Raw genomic sequence first — 21,738 nt, 5'->3', positions numbered from 1 at the left:
ATGAATGCCTGTAAGTTATTATCTATTTTTTTCATTCTTATAGGCGCAAGTCATTGTTCCCGATACAGAGAATTTTCAGGTGAAGTTCAAAAAGGAATTTTCGATGCCCGCGAGTGGCAGATAAACTCACATCAAATTTTGGAGTTGAACGGAGAATGGGAATTCTATTGGAAAGAATGGCTTTCTCCTCATACGGAATCCAAGGCAAAAACTTATTTATATCTCCCTGCCTTCTGGAACGAAACCACAAAAGGAGAAGCCTACGGGTATGCCACCTACAGAACAAAGTTACTTCTACCGCCTAATTTCGATTCCAGTACGGAACTGGCGCTGAAATTGTACGAAGCGGATACTGCATACTCCGTCTATCTCAACGGAAAATTTTTGACCAAAATCGGAGAACCATCCCAGGATGCGAAAACTTCCGTCCCCAGATGGGAAATCAAAACGGTAGGTTTTTATACAAACGATACTGAATTGGAAATTCTAATCCACGCATCCAATTATGAACATAGAATCGGAGGAATTTGGAAGGCGCCTATTTTGGGCAAAGCGGAAGACATTCTACAAATCTCTCAGATTCGATTGAGTTACGATCTCTTCCTATTCGGAGGGTTATGGATCACCGGCTGCATCCACCTTTTGTTCTATTACCTAAGGAAAGAAGAGAAAACCTTGTTTTTCTTCGCTCTCATCTGCCTTCTCTCCGCAATGAGACCGCTCGTAAGCGACGAACGTTTTTTACTGACTCTTTTTCCCGATCTATCTTTTCAAACAATCGTTAGATCCGAATATTTGAGTTATTATCTGGTCTGCCCTCTTTTTTATCAGTACATCTATTTTTTATTTCCAGATATTATCTCTCGAAAAACGACGCATATTGTGACGGGAATCTGTTTATTCTTTTCCGGAATCGTTCTTCTCACCCCGGTATCCTTTTTTTCCAAAACACTTAGTTATTACGACCTCATCTATTTTTTGATGTCTATGTATCACCTGTCCACTTTCGCATATCATACGATTTTCGGAAAAAGAGAAGGAACAAGATCCATGCTCTTCGGAATGGTGTGGATTTTTATATTCGCTCTCAATGATATACTTTATTTCGCGAATATAATCCATACTTCAAATACGATCGCCATGGGGATTTTTATCTTCGTATTTGTCCAAACATTCTATCTGGCGGAAAAATACTCCAAATCGCACAGATACCAAATTCGAACGAAAGAAAAACTCAAACTTCTTTTGAGAGAATCGATCAAAAGAAAACAAAAAGACAAACTGGCAGTGGTAGGTCATTTTACTTCGGAAATCGTCCATGACATAAGAAACAGACTTCTCAGTTTGAAATTCACGAACGTAAACGGACAGGAATATCTGAAGGAAGAAATAGATGAATTAAAAGTAGTTACTGAAAACATTTTAGATTTCGCAAAAAGACAATTCCACTTAAAAAAAGCGGACACAAATCTTTCCGATTTTCTCTACGGATTAAAACCAGAAATAGAGAGAACATTCTTTCCCAAGGAAATCGAAACAATCTATAACTTACGTTTCATGGGAATCTTACAGTTGGATCAAACCAGAATGAAATCCTTGATTTTAAATTTGGCAAGAAATGCAAAGGATGCCATCTCGCAAAGAGGAAGTTTCAAAATAGATACGGAAGAAGAAGGAGAGTTCATTTATATGATCTTCTCGGACGATGGAGACGGAATGACGGAAGACACTGTGAATCAAATCCAGTCGAACCAACTGACCAGTACAAAAACCAGCGGCCATGGATTCGGTATGTCTTCCGTCAAACGAATTGCGGAAGCGCATAAAGCGCAGATTCTAATCGATTCTCAATTCGGAAAAGGGACTAGAATCAGTATTATCTTTCCTAAAAAGTACCACTCTAAGGAAGCAAACCGCTAGGAAGAGATCTATTTCCCACATCTTGTTCGGGAGGATGAAATCCCATTGAAGCATCGATCATATTCACTATGTCCGTATGGCCTTGGTGTTTCGCCAGTTCTCTTGCAGTCCAACCGCTGACTTGCGCATTCACATTGGCATAATTTTTCAAAAGTTCCAATACTACGGAAGAATAACCTCTGTAGGATGCATACAAAAGAGGAGTCCATCCTTGGTAGACTGCATTCGGGTTTGCACCTTTTTTGAGAAGTGCCTTCACTTGCACCGTATCTCCTCGATTAGATGCATCTAACAAAGGAAGATCCAAAGAAGAATCTATAACCGTTGCCACTGTCGTAGTAGTAACGTTTTCGTTCGGACTGGTTATTTCCGTTTCAGAACTTCCGTTCCATCCGTCCGAGTATTGTCCTCTATTCCCTTTGGAAATATGAGTGAGATGAAATCCTTTATCGAAACCTTCACACCATCTGTTTGGATCACATAACAATCCGAAGAGAGTGGCTCCGTTTTCTTTCACATTCATTTGATAAAGAAAGTCTTTTTTATTGCTGCCACTGAACGTATATGTAATCGTATTCACTTGATTCGGATTCAGATAGTCATCCAAATTCACTGTATCCGCAGTAACCCTTCCGTTGGAGGAATTGAGAGAACTCACTTCTTTTCCGTTCACTTGAATTTGAAACGTCCCGTTTTTAGACCAAACAGCTAACTCACGTTTCCCCTTTCCATAATAAATAAATATAGGTCGTTTGTCGTTAGGCTGCTTTTTCCCCGGATACATTTTGGCAATCCCCTCTACATCCCTTGCAGAGAGACCGAAACGAATTCCCATCGGTTTCCCCGATGTAAATAGTTCGCCGGGGAAATAGTATGCCATAATGGAAACCGGATCCGCCTTTCCGTAATTGGCGTAAGTATCGATCGATTTGAGTATCTCTGTATCTGTCTTTAGTTTGTCCCAGCCGTATTGGTTCTGAAAGTAGTCATACGTTTTTTCAGGAATCCAACTTTCTTTTTTGGCAGGGTTGTGTTGTTCGTGCTGCAATCCCAATGCATGACCGAACTCGTGTGCGATTGTAGAACATCCGTTTTCTCCCTTGTGTTCCGGGAAAAAACTCATACTCGTCTGGGAAGGGTCTTTCGTTCCTGATCCTACATAAGACCAACCTGCGACTCCTTGTTTTTGAGGAGCGAATTCAATAAGAATGGTAAGGTCCTGATTTCTTTTGGGTTCGTCGAAAAACTTAAATTTAAAGTTTCCGTATCTTTCCCATTCTCTGGCGCAATGCTCCACACCTAATCTTTGTTCTTTGGTTCCGTTCTTAAAATATACAGGAATCACTTGCCCGTTTTTCCACCGGATATTGTTCAACCAGACAGCTCTCTGCTTAATGAGACTTTTGTCATTTACTACGGAATGACCGCAGTTCGGATTTGCCAAAGAATCGATGGAAAGATCCTCAGCGGACAGAGAAAATGAAAAAAGAAAAAGCAAACACACCGAAATTTTTTTCATAGTGAGGGACTGTAACGGAAACGTAAGAAATGACAAGTAGAATCTATTTTTTTTAGCAAAATCACAGCAGCAAAGATTCAGGTGATTTCCTAATTGACTCGCACCCAAACCTGAAAATTCCTATATTTAAAGGCTGTAAAGATGTCCAAAACAAAGATTGCAATCATAGGCGCAGGCGGTTTGACGGGGAAGGAACTACTGGGGCTTCTTGCCCACCACAAAGATTTCGAAGTAGTCCATATCACTTCCAATCAAGTTCATGGAAAATCTCTGCAGGAAGTTTTTCCCGGCAATCCCTATCTTCCTCAACTAAACTTTGTTAAACACGAATCGGAAATCCCACAAGGAGTGACGGTTGTCTTGGCAACACCGAACGAAGCTTCTATGGAAATGGCTCCTCAACTTTTAAAGAAGGGACACAAAGTCATCGATCTTTCCGGATCCTACAGACTTCACGACAAACAAAAGTTCGAAAAGGCTTATAAATTCCCGCACGCCCACTTCGACCAAATGCAGAATGTTGTCTTCGGAATCCCTGAATTATTCAGAGAAAAACTAAAAAACGCAAATTTCGTATCCAACCCGGGTTGTTATGCGACTTCAGGAATTCTTCCCATTGCCATCTTAGGAGATCTTAGATCCAGAATCCAAGGTCCAGTCATCATAGATTCCAAATCGGGAGTGAGCGGAGCGGGAGGAAGAACCGAAGAAATCACATTCGCTTATACGAACGTTTACGAAAATTTCAGAGCCTACAAAGTACTTTCCCATCAGCACGAACCGGAAATAGAAGAGTATGCATTTGTAGGAACACAACCTTCCGAAATCGTATTCACTCCTCATCTACTCCCCGTTTACCGAGGAATCATTTCCACAACCTATATCCGATTCCAAGAAGGAGTCAAAGAAGAACATATCCTGGAAAAACTGGAATCCAAAGTGAAATCGGAACCTTTCCTCAGATTGTATTCTTCTCCCGAAGAGATTGAACTGAGAAAAGTGCAAGGAAGCAACTTTTTGGATATGGGCTTTCGAATGAGAGGAAACACTCTCGTCCTTGTTTCCGCATTGGACAATCTAGTGAAAGGTGCTGCGGGGCAAGCATTGCAGAACCTCAATTTGATGCACGGATATACGGAAACGGAAGGCCTTTTGAAATAATTAATTTTAAAAACTAAAATGCCTATCCTATCAAACACTCTATTCGTATCCGCGTTTTCGGGAGAAATAGATCTTCTTCTCAAATCGGGGAAATTTCCCCATTTGATCGAAGGGGGGATCGGAAACATAAACTGCCTTCTAGGAACAAACGAGTATTTATCGAATCATCCCGAGATAAAAGAGATCCTATTTATCGGTTCCGCAGGAAGTTATCCTTGGTCAGAAGTTCAGCCCGGTTCCTTTGTCGCTTCCAGAACTTTTTATAGTTTGGAAATTTCTTCCGCTTTGGGGTTATCCAAACAAATAGAAATCACAAAAGAACCTTTTTCTTTTCCGAACAGTTTGTCCTCCCGCATTTCGGAAATTGCCGCCAAACGGACATTCTCTTTTTTTGAGAAAAAAACGACGAATGCCCCTTCTACACTCACTCTTCACGAAATGAAAACCCCTCCCGAGGCTGTCTGGTCCAATTTGGATGTGGAAAATTTAGAATTGTACGGACTTGCCGCACTGGCTCTTCGGAAAAAAATTTCATTAGAAGCCGTTTTGGCAGTCACTAATTCCGTGGGGAAAGAAGGGTCCGTAGATTGGCAAAAAAATTGGAGAGAGATGTCGAACACTCTTCAAACGTTTTTGCTGGATGTATTTTAAGAATCTTTTTTTAACCCCTCTTTGACGAATCCCTGTTCCAAAACCCGATCGATCCACGACTTCACGTTTTCAGACAACTCTACTTCCATATAACCGATATTAGCTAAAAAAGGAGCGTACAACACTTCCAAAAAGCCGAATTTATTTTCAGTTAAAAATTCTTTTCCTTCCAACTTCTGATTTAAAATCGCCAAATGTTTTTGGATTTTTTTAGAGGAATCTTTCATACGTTTTAAATCCCATTTTTCTTCCGGAACAAATCGTTTAGCAAAATAGAGAATGCTTCCAGGAAAACAAAACTCTGTTTCGCATTGCCCCGCCATCTGATTCAAAATCGCTTTTGTCTCCAAATCAGAAGGAAACATTTTTGGGGTATCGGGATATTTTTCCTCCAAATAACGAAGGATCGCAACGGATTCGGAAAGTATAAAATCTCCATCCTTTAAGACAGGGACTTTTCCGTAAGGATTGATCGCAAGAAAAGGTCTCTTTCTATTTTCCAGTTTCTCCAAAGCGACGTAAATCTTTTCGAATTCCAAACCTTTATAGGCAAGTGCTATCTGCACTCTATGAGTATATGGCGAACTAGGGTGAAAATAAAGTTGTAACAAGGAACTCTCCTCTTCGAATCAAAACCAAGTTTGTTTCTCTACATCCTTACCAAAAGAAAAAAAGAGTCGAATTTTTTCCAGAATCGTTTCTCATCTCCGCCATGCGTTTCCTCCTCTTTGTCATTTTATTTCCAATTTCTATTTTTTCCCAAACCATTCCCAGGCTGGACCACGGGGCTTATACAGTGGATACATTCAGTTTTGCGGTCAGCCCCGACAGCCGTTATTTGGCATTCAACCAGGAGAAACACGAATCGAACAAAGAGACCCCGGACTACCTGCTTTGGATTTTCGATTTGGAAAAATTAGAGCTGAAGTTACTAGGATCCGATTCTTCTTGGTTCACCCGAATCCGATTCATTGATTCTGACCGCTTGGCGTATCTGACCAAGGACGAAGGAATCAAAGTCTTAGATACGAACGGTAAATTAGTCAAAAATATTAAAAACGGAGATCTCTCCGATCATTGTGGAAATTATTTTTTAACAGGAAACGGAGCAGAAGTCACCTTCTGGAGCAAAGATCTACAGAAACAAAAAATCCTCAACGGATTGGGACAGTTTCGAAGCAGCGATTGTTCCGAAACGGATATACTCTTGATTTTCCAATCCCAGGCGGTTCATTTAAACCCGGTTACATGGGAACCGATTTGCAAAATCCAAGGCAAAAACGGGAAACTCACCCGCCTTACAGAAGGTAAAATTTTACCAAACAATCGTTTGCTTGTAATGGACGAAAGATCCGGTTTTGCCATCTACGAGAACTGCAAGGAAATTAAATCCGTTTATGCGAATGCACCCGGTTTTGCGACCAATTCGAGTGCAATCTTTTTAGGAATGTCCGGAAGCAATTCTCTCAGAGGAGGAACCAATTTGGGTCCTTTCTCTTATAGTTATGGAATCAGAGTTTATGATCCTGCCGGTTCGTTCTTAAGGGAAATTCCTTTCTTACATCCAGTTAGAGAGATGCAGTTTTTTCCCGGAAAAGAAGACAAATTGATCCTGCTTCCTTGGGGAGATCATTTTTATTTTTTGGATTTGAAATCTGGAGAACAATTGATTCTGGAGATTCGCCAAACAGGACATTGGCTTTTGAAATCCCAAAACGGATCCTACAATACGAATCAGGAGAGCGAACCTTTTCTTTATTTTACGGAACAAAATTCCATCACTTCCTCCTCCGGTAAAAAAGAATCCAGAAATTTATTTCAAACATTTTTGAAAGGGAACTAACAAATGAAAAACGAACTTAGACAAATCCCCTATTTTCTTCTCGTTTGCATTTTCTTTTTTTCGCGCCCCAGTCATTCGGAAAAAGTTTTGTCCGGTTACGATAGTAAAGAAGGAAAATCCGCCTTCATCAGTTTCAGTCCGGATGGGAAGTACCTGGCAACTTCCACATATTATGAAGTGCAAATCAGAACGGCTCCTTCCTTTGATGTCAGTTATACGATTCCGATGGAAGAAGGAAGGATAGGAGCTCTTCTTTTCGGAAATTCGGGAAAACTGTATGTTGGAGACGTGAACGGGGCTTTGGCGGTCTTCCGAATGGGAAACAAGGAGCCGGATCAAGTAGAAGCCTTAAAATTCCCTGTGGAATCTCTCGCCATCTCTCCCGACGGAAGTAAAATCGCAGCCACAGGAAAAATGCAAACTTCTTCTTTGGTTTCTCTATTGGATGCATCCACTTTAAAACTCAAATATGACATTCCTAAAGCGGATCCTGCAGAAATGAAATTCATAGATGAGGATACGATCGTGGGAATCAACGATAGTTCCGTAATCTTTCGCATAGATTTGAAGCAGAAAAAAATTTCCCATTATAGATCGTTTGCTTACAGTCTGTACGGATTGGATGTGAATCGGGAGGAAGGTCTGGTCTATGTAGGCAGTTATGCGCAAAGAGTCTATGTTCTGGACGCATCCACTTTAAAAGACATCTCTTATTTTCAAGATTCGATCCGCCCTTCTCCCGTAAAAAGTCTCACCTATCAGGAACAAAAATCGATTTTAGTTACGGGAGAAAACGAAGGAACCGTTTCCATTAGGGACGCAGAGACCGGGAAAATCAAACATAGACTATTCGGTCATCTCAGAGAAGTGGACAGAGTGATCGTTTCTCCCGATGGGAAATGGATCGTTTCCGCATCCACTGCGGGCAAAGATATACGCATCTGGAACCAAAACGATTTCAAAAAACAAATCCATCCTAAAGTAAAAGGATCTACCGATAAAACTCTCTTCCATGCGGTTCTTCCAGAAGAAAATTCCATTCTAAAGATATTCCCCGACAAACTAAACAAAGTTGATCCGGAAAGCGGAGACGTTACCGAAACATCCCCCTTATCCTTCGAGACAAAATCGTTTCGAATTTCAGAAAACCAAATCCAACTCTTTGACGGGAAAATAACTCATGTATTCGATTCGGAAACTCTGAAAGAAAAAACGAATTACCAAGGTAAACCGGGAGTTCTTCTCAAGGACAAAGTGTTTACCTGGAAAAACGCACCTAACTTTAATATAATGCTTTTGAGCGAGAAAAAACCGAAATCGTATCCTGCGGGGACGGGAGATACGGAAGCGATTTCCGGAACAGAAGATCATTTTTGTATCGTAGGAAATATAGGAAACGCCAAAACCAAAGAAGGATATGAAAGAGAGACAGGAATCGAAATCAGGGATCTGAATCGTATGGAATCTGTTTGGCTCAGAAAAAAAGATCTAGTGGAATCTCATAAACAAAACACGGAAGTATTGGAAATTTTCTGCCAAGACAAAGACCAAGTTTATGTTCTCTCTACAGCGGAACTTTCCTTAATCGGAAAAGAACCTGGAAAAGATATCTCTCTTCCAAGACGAGGAAATCAAGGAGATGTGGATTTGGCTTGGACCGCATTCAGTCCCAACGGAAGAAAAATCGCTTTGGCAGATCGTTTCGGTGTGATTCGCATCTTCCGCACATCCGATCACGGTCTGGAACAGATTTTATATACGAATCATAGAACTCCTTACCTGAAGGGGATTTCCATGACGAATCGTTTGGTGATTGCAATCGACGAAGAAGGTACTTCTTATACATGGGATTTGGATTGAATATGAAAAACCTATTTTGCCGCAAAACAATCATTCAATTGGCTTTAATGACTATTGTCTTTTTTTTATTTCCCGGGTTACTTCTTTCGCAAGATGCTTCGGAAACAAAACTTTTTCCTCTTTGGCCGGAGAACCGCCCCTCTTTGGATCTGAAAAAAGCCTTGGAAATTTATTCCGAAATCTCAAAAAAAAATTCTACCAGAGCTCCCTATTTCGGAAAACCTTTCGAATGTGTATCGGGAACTCCGGACGCATCTTGGATGGAAGGCCAAAAAAAACTTCTCAATCTATATCGATCCTTAGCCGGTTCTCCGGATCTTCAGTATTCCGAAGAAATGAATTCTAAGGCGGCGAAGGGAGCCCTCATCACCGCTGCCAACAGATGGCCGAACCACTATCCTCCCAAAACAAGCAAGTGTTATAGTGAAGAAGGAGCGTATGTAACCGCCCATTCCAGTTTAAGTCACGGTGCCATTCATACGTCCATCCACGACTGGATCGACGACAACGGAGTGACGGATGTGGGTCATAGACTTCCTACCATCCATCCAGGAACTCTAAAGATAGGAATAGGAGCCGTGGGAGACGGGATGGTGCTTTTTTCGGAAGATATGGAGAAAAACCAGAAAGACTCTTATCTTGCGATCTGGCCTCCTCCCGGTTTTGTTCCTAAATATTTTGCGTTAGGTTATAAATCTTTTACTTTCTCCATCACCCCTAGTATGAACAAAACGGATGTTCTAGATTTCGGAACTGCCGAAGCCAAAGTAAAGTTAAACGGATGGCCTAGACCGGTCATCTCTTCTTCCAAACGACCTTGGGGAAGTTTTTTATTCGAAGTAGGTTTCGGAGACCAAACCAAACTGGAAAAAGCTCTCAAAGAAACAGGAGTGAGTTTGGATGTCAGTGTTGGCCCCGTAACGATACGGGGAAAAAAAGCGGAAATTCGATATCGAATCGTTTTTTATGATTCGGAAAATGAAATTCTTCCTACGGTTCCGATGAAAGAACCGGGGTTTTATCCTTGGAAAGATTGAAGAGATGTTGATCCTCATTTTTTAGAGCGCTTCGAAACTCAATAAGGGATCCAGAACATTCCTTCCGACTTTAATTTTTCCATCGCATAACGATCCGTCATTCCTGCGATGTAATCGCAGATGATCCGATCTCTTCCTTCTTCTTCCTCTCTTTCTAGGTAAGATTCAGGGATTTTATCGGGGTTCTTGGTGAAAAAATCGAAAAGTAAAAAAATAGTTTCCTTACCTTGGTCGCTCATTTTGGAAACGACAGGATGACGATATAAGTTTTTGTACAGAAATTTTTTCAGTTCTCTCATCTCTTCCCACATAGTTTGAGAGAATACGACCAATCTGATTTTTTCTAGAAAGGCACGACTTACGTCTTCGTATGTTTTGATTTCATGTATTTCCAAATGAGAACTGGTGGTTGTGATTAGGTTCGATACGATTTCATTGAGCAAAAATCGAAACGTAGTTCTCAAAACAAGTTCTTCCTTTGCAGCAGGATACTGTTGTTTTACGGAAAGATAATTTCTGCGCCAAAGAGAAACGGAGGAAAGATCTTCCGGTTTGATGAACTTTCTTCCCAGACCGTCTTCGATATCGTGAATTGAGTAGGCGATTTCATCCGAAAAATCAACAATGAGTGCTTCCAAAGAAGGGCCTTCTTCCTTTCTCTGAAGATTCAAGTCGGAAACTTCGTAATCCCCTCCGTGTTTCATGATTCCGGAGAGAGTCGCCTGACAGAGATTCAGTCCTGGAAATTCGGGGTATCTTCTTTCCAATTTTTGAACTACTCTTAACGACTGTTTGTTGTGCTCGAACCCTCCTCTTCCCTTCATGATCTCTGCCAATGCATCTTGGCCGGCATGACCGAAAGGAGAATGACCTAAATCATGCGCCAAAGCGATAGCTTCCGCCAAATCTTCATTCAACGATAAAACCTTTGCGATGGTCCTGGAAACTCCCGCCACTTCCAAAGTGTGAGTGAGCCTGTTTCGGAAATGATCTCCTTCCGAAAATACGAATACTTGGGTTTTGTATTCCAATCTTTTGAATGCTTGGGAGTGGACGATTCGATCCTTATCCCTTTGGAAAGGAAGCCTGTAAGGGTGCTCTTCTTCAAAATGCACCCTTCCCCCGGAAAGAGAGCTTTTTCTCGCATAAGGAGCGAGTATTTTTTCCTCTTCTTCCAAAAGAGTGGTTCTGGCTTTTAGCATAAATCTCTTTCCTTTTTCTGTGAAATCATAAAATCAGTATAAATCGCCACATGGACTTTCTACAAAGTATTCTCGCCTTCTTTGCCGAATATGGCAATTTTACAGGCCTAGTATCTATATTCACTCAATTCGGTTATTTTGCTGTTTTTGGAGTCCTAATTCTTTGTGGATTCGGCCTTCCCATCCCGGAAGACATTTCCCTCACCGCAGGGGGAGTCATTTCAGGACTTGGTTACGCTAATGTACACATTATGTTTTTTGTGGGAATGGCGGGAGTTTTAGTGGGAGATTCTTTTGTATTTTGGCTGGGAAGCCATTACGGAGAAAAGGCATTGAAATTGCCTGTTTTGAGATCTGTCCTACACCCAGAAAGATTCGAAAAAGTCCAAAAACAGTTTAAAAAATACGGAAAATGGGTCGTTTTTGTAGGTCGATTTATGCCAGGCCTCAGAATGCCGATTTTCTTTACGGCTGGGACTTCCGGACAAATCTCCTTTTTGAGATTTTTTATGACAGATGGGTTTGCGGCTCTCATTTCCGTTCCGATCTGGGTTTATTTAGGTTTTTTCGGAGCTCATAATTTCGACCAATTGATGGGCTGGGTCAAAAACGGACAAACTGTGATCATCGCTCTTCTGGCAATCATTCTTTCAGTTGCCCTTTTTCTCTATCTCAGAAGGAGCCGTAAGGAAAAAGCAGAGGAGTCCGCAGAGATTCAATGACTCGTTTCTGTTCCTATCTGGCAGCATTTCTCTTTTTCGGAGGGGTATCTTGCACCAACTACACTTCCTCCCAATCAATGCAGGCTCCTCCCTTACTTGTGAGTGTCACAAGCAATGGAAATTCCAATTACACAGTAAGGGTAAGAGCTACAAATCCAGAGCTGATTTTCCAAGGATACAGGCTATTCGTAGGAGCCTCTGAATCCGCTGCAAGAAATCCAGGGGATTTGAATGCAGGAACCGATTGCACGTTTCAGTCTGCAACCCTCACAGTGCTTCCTGTTCAACCATCCGAATATGTCTTTGAAATTGATCCTGCCGATACACTTCCTTCTTCAGGAGTTGCCTGCCGCTTTCGTACGGCAGTGAGTTCAGGCCAATTTATCAGTGTTCGTTCTATCGGAATTTCTTACACACCGCAAAATGGATCCAGCGGACTTCGTGTTTCCGGTCCTTCTAATTCAGTATCTATCCCATAAAAATAAAACTTTCTTGCATTTGCGGCAAATACGTGTATTTTTCTTCGGAATGATGAGGAATGTTTCAAGTTTTTAGTCTTTTTCTAAAAATTTTATAGAACATGGGTTGCCACCCTCCCAGTACATCTTAAAATTGGGACTCTCAAAAATATAAAAAGAAATTGGAGGATGATGAAGTGATGAATCAAGCCATCAAATGGTCAAATTTACTGATCGCGTCAATGCTGGTGTTTGGGGTAGTTGCCTGTGGAAAATCAAGACAGGTGAAAATTTCCGGGAGTGCAGTGGAGAGATCCGCAACCCCCGCAAAACTTCCGTCAGAGGTTGAAAAGCTTTGGAAAAATAGACAGAATGAGGCGGACTTACGCAAAGCACTTGTACTGTTAGAAAATTTTGCAAACGAAAACCCTCAATATACAGACGTTAAAGTAATGCTCTGTCAAGGAAACTATCTAATGGGAGACGGCCATCTTTGGTTGAAACTCACAGGAGAAGATTCCGATGCAGCAGTAAAAGAAGAAGCAGTACAGTTTTATGATGCTGCAGTAAACTGGTGTGAGGCGGGGCTTGCAATGAACCCTGCTTTCAGAAAAAAAGTTGTGGATGAAGGAGTTGAAATCGAAAAAGCACTGGATACACTTACTGTTGCTGATATCGATTCTCTTTACTGGCGTTATGCTTCTTTGGGAAAATGGTCTCGTTCCGTGGGTTTCACTACCCTTCTTGCGAACAGAAGTAAATTTTCCGCGATGGTAAACAAAGTAAAAGAACTAGAAAAACAATTGCCTTCTAAAGAATACTTTTACGCTGCAACACTTCGTTACGATGCAACAAGCAATGCACTTTCTCCTACTGGTGACAAAAAGCTAGCTGCGAAACTTTTCGAAGAAGCGATCAAAAAACACCCGAACTATTTTGCAGTTCGAGTTCTCTATTCCGAAAGTTTACTCAAAGGCGACGAAGCAAAATTCGAAAGCCAACTCAATTATGTGATCAAAGGGAAAGCAAAGTCTCTTCCTGAAATTGAGCCTGAGCAAATCGTAGAACAAAGAAAAGCAGAAAAACTGCTAAAAGATCTATAAAAACCAACCTATCATTTAGGAGACAAAGAATGTTCAATCAACATGTAAAATTCATTGCATGTGCTGGTTTTGCCCTCACGTTAAGTGGGGGTTTATTCGCACAAACGACTGTTAAACTTGCTACCGTTGCTCCGGAAGGTTCTCCTTGGACCAACGAACTTGCAAAAATCAAAAAGAAAATCGATTCTGAATCCGGCGGACAAATTAAAATCAAAGTTTATCCCGGCGGACAAATGGGCGGGGAAAACGAAATCCTACAGCAAGTGATTCGAGGAAAACTGCAAGGGGGAGGACTCACTGCAGGAGCTTTGGCAAATACTGTCAAAGAACTAAACGTATTAGAAATACCTTATTTATTCAATAGTTATAATCAGGCAGATTGTGTTCTGGACAACCACTTGTTGGAAGATTTCAGAAAACTTTTCGAAGCTAAAGGATTGGTATTCGTTACTTGGGCCGAAAACGGTTACAGAAGTATCGGAACAAAAACCAATCTTGTAAAAACTCCGGACGACCTCAAAGGAGTGAAGATCCGTATTCAAGAGTCTCCTGTACACATCGCTTATTGGAAAGCGTTAGGTGTAAGTGGAATTCCGATTGCGATTCCTGAAGTTCTTCCTTCCCTTCAAACAGGTGTAGTAGAAGGTTTTGACAACACTCCTCTATTCACATTAGCAGCGGAATGGCAAACAGCGATTAAACATTTTTCACTCACTCGCCATATCTACCAACCGGCAGCGATCGTTTATTCTAAAAAGTTCTGGGATACTTTGAATGACGACCAAAAGAAAATCCTTATGGGAGAAGGAAACGGTTTGGCACCTAGTGCCAGAGTTGCGGTTCGTAATATCGAAAAAAACATGATCGCTACTTTGAAAAAAGCGGACGTACAAGTGTATGAGCCAAGTGCATCCGACTTAGCCGGATTTAAAGCAGCTGCAGGTAATGTTGCAGGACAAGTCATCGGTAAAATCGGCGGACAGTCCAAACAAATCTACGATAAAATACAAAAAGCTAAAGCCGCTTGCGGTGGTTAAGCGAAATAAGTTTTCCCTTTCCAGGGATGGAGAACCTCGATGAAAATCGTCGAAAAAATACTTAACTATCTCAGTTTCGGCGAGAAATGGGCAGGAGGAATTTGTTTCCTTCTGCTCACTCTCCTTATGATTGCGGATGTCGCCAAACGAGAAGCTATCGATTCTATTTTGAATGGGGTCACTGAGGCATTAGGTGCCTACCCCAACACAAGCGTTGCTAATTTTCTAGGAGATTGGACAATTTATATTTCAGGTTCTCTGCATTCAGGAATCCAAGGATTTTCGGAATGGATGGGGCTTGGCGGTATTGTTTGGGCGCAAAAACTTTCCCTTTATTTTATGTTATGGGGCGGGTTGTTCGGTTCCGCACTTGCCAGTGCCAAAGGATCTCACTTGAGACCTGAAATTGCGGATAAAGTTCTTCCTAAAAAGGTGCTTCCTTATATCAAGATTGTAGAACAATTCGTAATTGCTGCCTTCTTTTTATTCTTAGCTTACCTTTCCATCATCTATGTAATTGAAAGTATCGAATTGGACGAAGTGAATCCTGTAACGGAGATTCATCTTTGGAAAGTTCAATTGATCTTTCCTTATATTTTTATATCAATGGGACTACGTCATTTTACTTACGGAATTTTCCCAAAACTTGCTCCGGAAGATCTCAATGAAGCCACAGAGGCACTTGAGTCTGCTACTGCAGAAGAGCAAGTGAGCCATGCTGAAACCAGGGGGAATAAATAATGGGTTCTTGGGGAATATTAGTTCTAATCCTTGCCTTAATCTTACTCAGACAACCGTTGATTGTACTGATGGGTGCCATCACAATCTATTGTTACTATTTTTTACCGGATCCTCCTTTGGAATCCTTTAAAGAATTAAACAGTGTGATCGGAGATTTATTCTTCGCAGGAGATAAAGAGATCCTACTTGCGATCCCTCTTTTCATCATTGCCGGAAATTTAATGACTCACGGAAGTATTGCTAGGCGACTCATTCGAATTGCCGCCGCAATGACTGCTCCGGTTCCTGCGGGACTTGCGATCGCTTCGGTATTTTCCTGCGGTATTTTTGCGGCCATTTCAGGATCTTCTCCGGTAACCTTGATTGCGATCGGTGGTTTGATGTATCCCTCCTTAACTAAGGCAGGTTATCCAACCCAGTTTTCCATGGGCTTACTTGCATCAGGGGGAACTTTAGGAATCATCATTCCACCGAGTATCCCTATGATCGTTTATGCGATTATGGTGGGAGTGTCCGTGACCGATCTATTTATTGCAGGGATCGGACCTGGGATCCTACTCATGACTCTTCTAATGGCCTACTCTATATTCAGAGCAGGTAATGTAGGAAGAAGCAAATGGGATTGGACGGAAATTAAAATCGCATGGAAAGAGGGAACTCTTGCTCTTATGATGCCGGTGGTGATCTTAGGTGGAATTTATTCCGGTTTCTTCACAGCTACTGAATCTGCAGCCATTGCCGTTTTCTATGCCATCCTAGTGGAAGTATTCATCCACAAAGAATTAGAAATTCCTAAAATTCCAAAGATTATGGCGGAAAGTGCCGAGATGTTAGGGGTCTTATTTTTGATCTTGATTCTAGCAGTGAGCTTGAACAAATTTATGATCGAAAATGAAATTCCTCAAAACTTGGTAGCGACTATGTCCGAGATGATTTCCAGCCCTGTAACTTTCCTCATCGGAGTCAATATATTGCTTCTGATCGTAGGTATGTTTATGGACATCATGAGTGCCATTCTTGTATTGGCGCCTCTATTGGCACCAATGGCGATCAATTATGGAATTAATCCGGTTCACTTCGGGATCATCATGATCGTAAACTTAGAAATCGGTTACCTAACTCCACCGGTCGGGGTCAACTTGTTCGTGGCATCCGGTATCTTCAAACAGCCATTAGGAAAAGTAATCCAGTCGGTCGCACCGATCGTAGGAATGTTCCTCATCGGACTCATTTTGATCAGTTGGATTCCTGAAATTTCCTTAGGATTGATCGGTTCAGGAGCAGAGGGCGCGGCGGGGAAGTAGTACCTCCTACTTTTTCATTGCTAACACCAGCTTAACTTGAACGAAAACCCCGTTTCATCCAGAAACGGCCTCCCCTTTGCCTAAAAATAAAGGGGAGTTTTATCTTATTCCATTCATCCTTTTTCAATTTATCCGAAACCACAATGTTCTCCTAAATGAAGTTGGGCGAGGCCCAATTGCATGGCTTATGACCTTCTCTAGATAATGAAAAATGATGAGCCAATCGTTTCTGTAATTACAAGCTGGAACCAAGAAGTAACAACAATCTCAATCACAAAGCCAGAAGTGAACTCACTCTATTTCTACGAAAGAGACTGCACCATTGTCACATCTTTCCTGCTTCCTCCCAAACTCTTACAACAATTGCAAAATCCCAGAAACGTAGAACCTTCATCTTTCTCCGCTAGACTTCGTAATCTTTTAGAAGAATCCGCCTATCCTATTTACTATGGTCTAATTCCTTCAAAGAGAGAAAAACTAACAAAGTCATACCAAGCTCCCGGGCTAGAACTTCAAAAAGTAAGTTGCCGTGCAGATGAAAGAGAACTAGTTGAAATGGACATAATGGCAGATGGATTAGGTATCTCCAGAAGCAAGCTCTTATCTTTATTGTTGAGCTGGGAGGAAATCGGTTGGTTGGGCATCATGCGTGCGTATGGGATTGTAAGAGATACTACAACTCTACAAATGCTAGCATCTCACCGTTATCTAACGAAAGCAAAAAGCTTCCAAGATCCCCAATATAGAATTGAACTTTGCCAAATCTTAGCTCGCTCATCACCGATGGCCTATTCTTAGCCGATCATCACGCAATCCCCTAATTTAGCTTTGTTTCCACCAAACACTAAGCCTTGCCAGGGAATCTTTAGAATCTCCGACCCAAATACTTTTAGGATGATTTTGAACTATATCAAGATAGACTTTGCATACAGGATCCAAACGAGTTCTCAACTCCGCCAACGCATTGTTTTTGGCATGATTCAAATTCATGGGATCTAACTTTGTTTTTTCGAAATAGTTGAGAATCGCCCTGGTTTCTTCTTCTTTGGCAGTCTTGTACATTGAGAAGATAGGATCTGGCACAAGAGAAGAAGACGTATCTTTCCCGGCTCCTTCTCTTGCTGCTTCTGGCTCATGACTAAAAGAATGATCCTGCCTGCTAGATCGACCTTTTCCTAAGGAAAAAGCATCAAAGCTTCCATTCCGTTCCCAAAATTTCTTTAAGAATTCATAGTGCTTTTGCAATTCCTGAAAGAGGATTTCGGATGTAAACTCCCCTCCGTCAGGATGATATTTTTTAGCTAATTTGTGATATTGTGATTTTAAATCATCTTCCGATGAATCGCCTTTCAATCCTAAAAAAGATAAGGCTTCATCTAACAGTAATTTTTCGTCCACGAAAGTCCGGAATTTTGAAGAAAGTGCTGTTTCAATTTTCTTTTGATTCTAAATTCCCAAAGCTCTTTCTTACTGGAATTCATTTCTCTTTCCAAAAGACTTTGGACTCTCAATTGAATTTTGCGAGCTTCATCTAAGACATCAAAAACTTTCTCAGAGAGTGCGAGCTCTTCTTCAGTGAAACTCTCACCGATCTTACTTTCGAAAACTTCTCTATCCAACGCTTCTAATTTCTGAATGATCGGTTCGTTCTTAAATTCGATCTTAACTGCGGAATCGGCATCGCCATAAGACAATAACTTTTCTTCTTCATTAAGATTTGCGACAAGCCCGGAAAGTAATTTCAACTTTCTTTCATAGAATTGGACAGTAATCGAATTGTTTGCCATTAATTCTTTCTTTTTCATTTACAGAACTTTAACCTGTAATCGAAATTCCTGTAGGTCGAGGAAGTGAAGATTGTGAAGAAGAAGTCCCGTCTTTTTTCTCCAATTCTTCCCAGGATGCTTTTAGTTCGGTCAGAATTTTCACGCATTCATCCACAATCTTTTTATCCTTTTTCATATTTGCTTCTAACAAACGTTTTTTGAGATAAATGTATAAAGAAAGAAGATTGTTTGCGACTTCCTTACCCTCTTCCATATTGAGAGATAACAATAATTCCGTAATGATGTCTTGAGCTTTGATGATGTTATTATTCACAACATCGTATTTGCGAGGATTCATATTCTCGTTTGCAATTCCTAAAAATCGAATTGCACCATCAAAAAGCATAACGATCAATTTGACTTGGCTAACAGTAGAGATCTCGTTCGCTTTGTATTCGTTGTATCCAGAGTAGGCACCAGTCTTTCTCGCGAGTGACATTTTTTTCTCCTGAGTATTCCCATCGACCAAAAAGGATACTTGCTTAATGTGCTTTAAGAATATTCTTAGATTATCCCATGAGAAAACTGTTGGCAACAGGATTTACCAAAAAAGAGAAACGAATTGTGTTTTTAGCCTCGGGAAGGGGCTCCAACTTCGAAAACGCAGTCAAATTCCTTAAAAAAAAGAAGATTCCTGCCCTGCCTGTAGCTCTCCTTACGGACAATCCGAAGGCTAAATCCATCGAGCTAGCCAGAAGCTTCCAAATCCCCGTCCAGATCCTGAATTTTGCAGAATTTGCAGACAAAAAAGATTTCCACAAAGCCCTTCTGGCCCAAGCCAAAGAACTCTCCCCCGATTTGATCGTGGCTTGCGGATACATGAGAATCTTAAAACCTGAATTTGTTCAAAGCTTCCCGGGAAAAATCATAAATATCCATCCATCCCTTCTCCCCTCTTTCCCGGGGCTCGACTCTCAAAAACAAGCCCTAGATTACGGAGCCAAAATCGCAGGTTGCACAGTACATTTTGTGGAAGAAGGGGTAGATACCGGACCCATCATACTGCAAAAATCCGTTGAAATTCTTCCTCACTGGAACGAAAAAGAATTATCTTTGGCAATTCTCAAAGAAGAACATAAGATACTTCCCCTCGCCATACAATTATTTTGTGAAAATAAATTAAAAATAAACGGAAGAAAGGTAGAAATCCGAAAATGATCCAAATCAAAAGAGCCTTAGTTTCTGTCTCAGACAAAACTGGCATCACTGACATCTGCGCTTTTTTAAGCCAAAACGGAGTGGAAATTCTCTCTACGGGGGGAACATACGATGCTCTTTCCAAAGCGGGAATCCCTGTTAAAAAAGTGGAAGACTTTACTGGTTTTCCAGAGATCCTTCATGGAAGAGTCAAAACACTCCATCCGAAAATCCACGGCGGATTATTAGGCGATACAACGAACCCAGATCACGTAAAACAAATGGGAGAAAACAACATCTCCCCCATCGAACTAGTCATCGTAAATCTATATCCTTTCGTAAAGACGGTTCAAAAGCCTGATTGCAAATTGGAAGATGCCATCGAAAACATAGACATCGGTGGTCCGTCTATGCTTCGTTCTGCGGCAAAAAATCATAAAAACGTTGTCGTTCTTACTGATCCGAAAGATTACTCTTCGTTCACGGAAGAATGGAAAAAAAACAACGGTAAAATTTCCAGAGAAACTGCATTTCATTATGCGGCAAAAGTATTTTCGGAAACGGCAAGTTACGATACTGCCATTGCAACCTACTTCAATAAAAAACTGGATATCAAATATCCTGATAAAATTTCATTCGCATTCAACAAAAAACAAAAGTTACGTTACGGAGAGAACCCTCATCAAGATGCTGCCTTCTACGAACCGATATTCGCAAAATCGGAATTCGAAGCATTACAAGGAAAAGAACTTTCCTTCAATAACATGTTGGACTTCGATGCTGCCTTCCACGTTGCATCCCTTCTCCCTCAAAACGCAGTTTCCATAGTAAAACATTTAAATCCTTGCGGAATCGCCTTCGGAGAAACTGTTTTGGAATCTTTCGAGCTGGCCCGTAAAACCGATCCAATTTCCGCCTTCGGCGGCATCATAGGAATCCACGGAAAAGTAGAGAAAGACGCTGCGGAAGAGATCACTAAAAACTTTGTGGAAGGAGTCATCGCAGAAGGATTCTCCGAAGAAGCTTTGGAAATCTTTTCCAAAAAACCGAATATCCGGCTCATCCCGATCGCTAAGTTTGATGAAGCCTTAGACGAATTGGATTTAAGATCCCTCCATCACGGACTACTCATCCAAAATAGAGACTACGATCTCATCACAAAAGATAAGTTAAAGATAGTATCCAAAAAACAACCCACGGAAGACGATTTGGAAGGGCTTATGTTTGCCTGGAACTGCGTGAAGTTCATCAAATCGAACGCAATCGTTTATACGGATCAAAACTCCACCCTAGGGATCGGTGCAGGACAAATGTCCCGAGTCGATTCAGTAGAGTTAGGTGCCGTGAAAGCGCAAAAAGTGGGATTATCCGTTGTAGGCTCTTACGTAGGAAGTGACGCATTTTTTCCTTTCCGAGACGGGATCGATGCCATCGCCAAAGTAGGAGCTAAGGCAATCATCCAACCGGGAGGATCCATCCGAGATGAAGAAGTGATTCAAGCTGCGGACGAACACGGATTGATCATGGTGTTTACAGGCATGAGGCACTTCAGACACTAAAATGGAATTCATCCTCTTCCTTTTTTTCCTGATCTTTACCACGATTCTTACGGGAGTGGTTGGTTATTATGCCAATCTTCTCTTTTTCAATGCAAAAGAGAATTATCCCAGAGAAGAGATCACTGAAATTTGGGGAGAGGTCTTCCGATTGACTCTAGGCCTCTTCGAGTCCGGCGGTAATCTAGTATTAGGTGCCGTTTTGTTCGTAACAGCGAGCCTTATCGCTTTCTTTTGGTCCTTGCTAGGCGGACTCATCGGAACGCCGCATTACAGCAATGCGATGGGAAATTATTTTTTTCAATTTCCCATTTTGTTTTTTATATTTTTATTCACTTATCCTTTTTTAAAGGATGCCTTCGGAACAGTAGGCACAAGCAAAATCCTTTTTGAAAACGGACGATCTGTTCTGGCTGGACTAGGTTTGGGAACTTGGTCCGCTAATCTTGCCGCCTGGGGACTTTACCACGAATTTTATTTTCTATTCGTTTTGATGAATGGAATCCTAGTCCTCTGGCCTCTCACCTACTATTGGAACGGGATTCGTTTTTTCTCCATCACCATTGGACCGGCGGAGAGATTCACCTCTCATTGGGATGAGGATATTTATGAAGAGGAAGAAGACCCATTCACTCCGCCGCCTTCCCCCGCACCTAAAGAC

The 21,738-nt window shown here is 41.4% G+C and carries 22 protein-coding genes; 16 read left to right on the top strand and 6 right to left on the bottom strand.

Annotation, left to right across the window (positions count from 1 at the left end; all coding sequences use genetic code 11):
• Positions 1-1,920 (top strand): sensor histidine kinase, encoded by a 1,920-nt coding sequence (locus EHS15_RS18930; protein ID WP_135762167.1) that lies wholly within the window; start codon positions 1-3, stop codon positions 1,918-1,920.
• On the opposite strand, the gene EHS15_RS18925 is transcribed toward EHS15_RS18930, so the two are convergent.
• On the bottom strand, positions 1,901-3,439 hold the full coding sequence (locus tag EHS15_RS18925; RefSeq protein WP_135762166.1) for an ankyrin repeat domain-containing protein: 1,539 nt from the start codon (positions 3,437-3,439) through the stop codon (positions 1,901-1,903). The two genes, EHS15_RS18930 and EHS15_RS18925, sit on opposite strands and share 20 nt — an antisense overlap.
• Positions 3,440-3,580: 141 nt before the next feature.
• On the opposite strand from EHS15_RS18925, the gene argC reads away from it, so the two are divergent.
• Both argC and EHS15_RS18915 read left to right on the top strand, forming a co-directional pair.
• Positions 3,581-4,600 (top strand): N-acetyl-gamma-glutamyl-phosphate reductase, encoded by a 1,020-nt coding sequence (argC, locus tag EHS15_RS18920; RefSeq protein WP_135762165.1) that lies wholly within the window; start codon positions 3,581-3,583, stop codon positions 4,598-4,600.
• 18 nt (positions 4,601-4,618) lie between these two features.
• Positions 4,619-5,251, top strand: a complete 633-nt coding sequence (locus tag EHS15_RS18915) for a phosphorylase family protein (RefSeq protein WP_135762164.1) — start codon at positions 4,619-4,621, stop codon at positions 5,249-5,251.
• Here EHS15_RS18915 and EHS15_RS18910 read toward each other — a convergent pair.
• Positions 5,248-5,862, bottom strand: a complete 615-nt coding sequence (locus tag EHS15_RS18910; protein WP_135762163.1) for a glutathione S-transferase family protein — start codon at positions 5,860-5,862, stop codon at positions 5,248-5,250. The two genes, EHS15_RS18915 and EHS15_RS18910, sit on opposite strands and share 4 nt — an antisense overlap.
• A gap of 101 nt (positions 5,863-5,963) precedes the next feature.
• Here EHS15_RS18910 and EHS15_RS18905 point away from each other — a divergent pair, with 101 nt between their 5' ends.
• Genes EHS15_RS18905 through EHS15_RS18895 form a run of 3 tightly spaced genes read left to right on the top strand, consistent with a single transcriptional unit; the run spans position 5,964 to position 9,991 of the window.
• Positions 5,964-7,094 (top strand): hypothetical protein, encoded by a 1,131-nt coding sequence (locus EHS15_RS18905; protein WP_167884290.1) that lies wholly within the window; start codon positions 5,964-5,966, stop codon positions 7,092-7,094.
• A gap of 3 nt (positions 7,095-7,097) precedes the next feature.
• Positions 7,098-8,954 carry a WD40 repeat domain-containing protein gene (locus EHS15_RS18900; protein WP_135762161.1) on the top strand — a complete coding sequence of 619 codons (1,857 nt, stop codon included), beginning with the start codon at positions 7,098-7,100 and terminating at the stop codon, positions 8,952-8,954.
• Between the two features lie 2 nt (positions 8,955-8,956).
• On the top strand, positions 8,957-9,991 hold the full coding sequence (locus tag EHS15_RS18895; RefSeq protein ID WP_167884289.1) for a CAP domain-containing protein: 1,035 nt from the start codon (positions 8,957-8,959) through the stop codon (positions 9,989-9,991).
• A gap of 38 nt (positions 9,992-10,029) precedes the next feature.
• On the opposite strand, the gene EHS15_RS18890 is transcribed toward EHS15_RS18895, so the two are convergent.
• A complete protein-coding gene (locus EHS15_RS18890; RefSeq protein ID WP_135762159.1) occupies positions 10,030-11,193 on the bottom strand; it encodes a deoxyguanosinetriphosphate triphosphohydrolase in 1,164 nt (387 codons plus the stop codon).
• Positions 11,194-11,243: 50 nt separating this feature from the next.
• Here EHS15_RS18890 and EHS15_RS18885 point away from each other — a divergent pair, with 50 nt between their 5' ends.
• The 7 genes from EHS15_RS18885 (at position 11,244) to EHS15_RS18855 (ending at position 17,356) form a co-directional block, all read left to right on the top strand.
• On the top strand, positions 11,244-11,915 hold the full coding sequence (locus EHS15_RS18885) for a DedA family protein (protein WP_135762158.1): 672 nt from the start codon (positions 11,244-11,246) through the stop codon (positions 11,913-11,915).
• Positions 11,912-12,394 carry an LIC11661 family lipoprotein gene (locus EHS15_RS18880; RefSeq protein ID WP_135762157.1) on the top strand — a complete coding sequence of 161 codons (483 nt, stop codon included), beginning with the start codon at positions 11,912-11,914 and terminating at the stop codon, positions 12,392-12,394. Before EHS15_RS18885 ends, EHS15_RS18880 begins: the two co-directional genes overlap by 4 nt.
• A 179-nt stretch (positions 12,395-12,573) precedes the next feature.
• On the top strand, positions 12,574-13,476 hold the full coding sequence (locus tag EHS15_RS18875; RefSeq protein ID WP_135762156.1) for a TRAP transporter TatT component family protein: 903 nt from the start codon (positions 12,574-12,576) through the stop codon (positions 13,474-13,476).
• 29 nt (positions 13,477-13,505) lie between these two features.
• Complete coding sequence (gene dctP, locus EHS15_RS18870; RefSeq protein WP_135762155.1) at positions 13,506-14,513, top strand: TRAP transporter substrate-binding protein DctP; 1,008 nt, start codon at positions 13,506-13,508, stop codon at positions 14,511-14,513.
• 39 nt (positions 14,514-14,552) lie between these two features.
• Positions 14,553-15,254: a TRAP transporter small permease gene (locus EHS15_RS18865; RefSeq protein WP_135762154.1), complete on the top strand. Its 702-nt coding sequence runs from the start codon at positions 14,553-14,555 to the stop codon at positions 15,252-15,254.
• Positions 15,254-16,558 carry a TRAP transporter large permease gene (locus tag EHS15_RS18860; protein WP_135762153.1) on the top strand — a complete coding sequence of 435 codons (1,305 nt, stop codon included), beginning with the start codon at positions 15,254-15,256 and terminating at the stop codon, positions 16,556-16,558. Before EHS15_RS18865 ends, EHS15_RS18860 begins: the two co-directional genes overlap by 1 nt.
• Before the next feature lie 204 nt (positions 16,559-16,762).
• Positions 16,763-17,356 carry a DUF1564 family protein gene (locus EHS15_RS18855; protein ID WP_135762152.1) on the top strand — a complete coding sequence of 198 codons (594 nt, stop codon included), beginning with the start codon at positions 16,763-16,765 and terminating at the stop codon, positions 17,354-17,356.
• A 24-nt stretch (positions 17,357-17,380) separates the two neighbouring features.
• On the opposite strand, the gene EHS15_RS18850 is transcribed toward EHS15_RS18855, so the two are convergent.
• Genes EHS15_RS18850 through fliS form a run of 3 tightly spaced genes read right to left on the bottom strand, consistent with a single transcriptional unit; the run spans position 17,381 to position 18,823 of the window.
• On the bottom strand, positions 17,381-17,956 hold the full coding sequence (locus EHS15_RS18850) for a J domain-containing protein (protein ID WP_135762151.1): 576 nt from the start codon (positions 17,954-17,956) through the stop codon (positions 17,381-17,383).
• A complete protein-coding gene (locus EHS15_RS18845) occupies positions 17,935-18,363 on the bottom strand; it encodes a flagellar protein FlgN (RefSeq protein WP_135762150.1) in 429 nt (142 codons plus the stop codon). The genes EHS15_RS18850 and EHS15_RS18845 overlap by 22 nt, the downstream gene beginning before the upstream one ends.
• A gap of 10 nt (positions 18,364-18,373) precedes the next feature.
• On the bottom strand, positions 18,374-18,823 hold the full coding sequence (fliS, locus tag EHS15_RS18840; protein ID WP_135762149.1) for a flagellar export chaperone FliS: 450 nt from the start codon (positions 18,821-18,823) through the stop codon (positions 18,374-18,376).
• An 89-nt stretch (positions 18,824-18,912) separates the two neighbouring features.
• On the opposite strand from fliS, the gene purN reads away from it, so the two are divergent.
• The 3 genes from purN to EHS15_RS18825 form a co-directional block, all read left to right on the top strand.
• Positions 18,913-19,542: a phosphoribosylglycinamide formyltransferase gene (gene purN, locus EHS15_RS18835; RefSeq protein ID WP_210416382.1), complete on the top strand. Its 630-nt coding sequence runs from the start codon at positions 18,913-18,915 to the stop codon at positions 19,540-19,542.
• Positions 19,539-21,080 carry a bifunctional phosphoribosylaminoimidazolecarboxamide formyltransferase/IMP cyclohydrolase gene (gene purH / locus EHS15_RS18830; protein WP_135762147.1) on the top strand — a complete coding sequence of 514 codons (1,542 nt, stop codon included), beginning with the start codon at positions 19,539-19,541 and terminating at the stop codon, positions 21,078-21,080. Before purN ends, purH begins: the two co-directional genes overlap by 4 nt.
• 1 nt (position 21,081) lies before the next feature.
• Positions 21,082-21,738, top strand: a 657-nt coding sequence (locus tag EHS15_RS18825; RefSeq protein WP_135762146.1) for a hypothetical protein, incomplete at its 3' end; no start/stop codon positions are given.

Source organism: Leptospira idonii, assembly GCF_004770995.1.
Lineage (GTDB): Bacteria > Spirochaetota > Leptospiria > Leptospirales > Leptospiraceae > Leptospira_A > Leptospira_A idonii.
Note: the sequence above shows the minus strand (reverse complement) of the source record. Positions and strands in the feature narration are given on the sequence as shown.

Excerpts from the sequence above, each read along its gene's own strand:
- EHS15_RS18930 (WP_135762167.1), top strand. The coding sequence starts at position 1 with ATGAATGCCTGTAAGTTATTATCTATTTTTTTCATTCTTATAGGCGCA.
- EHS15_RS18925 (WP_135762166.1), bottom strand. The coding sequence starts at position 3,439 with ATGAAAAAAATTTCGGTGTGTTTGCTTTTTCTTTTTTCATTTTCTCTG.
- argC (WP_135762165.1), top strand. The coding sequence starts at position 3,581 with ATGTCCAAAACAAAGATTGCAATCATAGGCGCAGGCGGTTTGACGGGG.
- EHS15_RS18915 (WP_135762164.1), top strand. The coding sequence starts at position 4,619 with ATGCCTATCCTATCAAACACTCTATTCGTATCCGCGTTTTCGGGAGAA.
- EHS15_RS18905 (WP_167884290.1), top strand. The coding sequence starts at position 5,964 with ATGCGTTTCCTCCTCTTTGTCATTTTATTTCCAATTTCTATTTTTTCC.
- EHS15_RS18900 (WP_135762161.1), top strand. The coding sequence starts at position 7,098 with ATGAAAAACGAACTTAGACAAATCCCCTATTTTCTTCTCGTTTGCATT.
- EHS15_RS18895 (WP_167884289.1), top strand. The coding sequence starts at position 8,957 with ATGAAAAACCTATTTTGCCGCAAAACAATCATTCAATTGGCTTTAATG.
- EHS15_RS18890 (WP_135762159.1), bottom strand. The coding sequence starts at position 11,193 with ATGCTAAAAGCCAGAACCACTCTTTTGGAAGAAGAGGAAAAAATACTC.
- EHS15_RS18885 (WP_135762158.1), top strand. The coding sequence starts at position 11,244 with ATGGACTTTCTACAAAGTATTCTCGCCTTCTTTGCCGAATATGGCAAT.
- EHS15_RS18880 (WP_135762157.1), top strand. The coding sequence starts at position 11,912 with ATGACTCGTTTCTGTTCCTATCTGGCAGCATTTCTCTTTTTCGGAGGG.
- EHS15_RS18875 (WP_135762156.1), top strand. The coding sequence starts at position 12,574 with ATGAATCAAGCCATCAAATGGTCAAATTTACTGATCGCGTCAATGCTG.
- dctP (WP_135762155.1), top strand. The coding sequence starts at position 13,506 with ATGTTCAATCAACATGTAAAATTCATTGCATGTGCTGGTTTTGCCCTC.
- EHS15_RS18865 (WP_135762154.1), top strand. The coding sequence starts at position 14,553 with ATGAAAATCGTCGAAAAAATACTTAACTATCTCAGTTTCGGCGAGAAA.
- EHS15_RS18860 (WP_135762153.1), top strand. The coding sequence starts at position 15,254 with ATGGGTTCTTGGGGAATATTAGTTCTAATCCTTGCCTTAATCTTACTC.
- EHS15_RS18855 (WP_135762152.1), top strand. The coding sequence starts at position 16,763 with ATGAAAAATGATGAGCCAATCGTTTCTGTAATTACAAGCTGGAACCAA.
- EHS15_RS18845 (WP_135762150.1), bottom strand. The coding sequence starts at position 18,363 with ATGAAAAAGAAAGAATTAATGGCAAACAATTCGATTACTGTCCAATTC.
- fliS (WP_135762149.1), bottom strand. The coding sequence starts at position 18,823 with ATGTCACTCGCGAGAAAGACTGGTGCCTACTCTGGATACAACGAATAC.
- purH (WP_135762147.1), top strand. The coding sequence starts at position 19,539 with ATGATCCAAATCAAAAGAGCCTTAGTTTCTGTCTCAGACAAAACTGGC.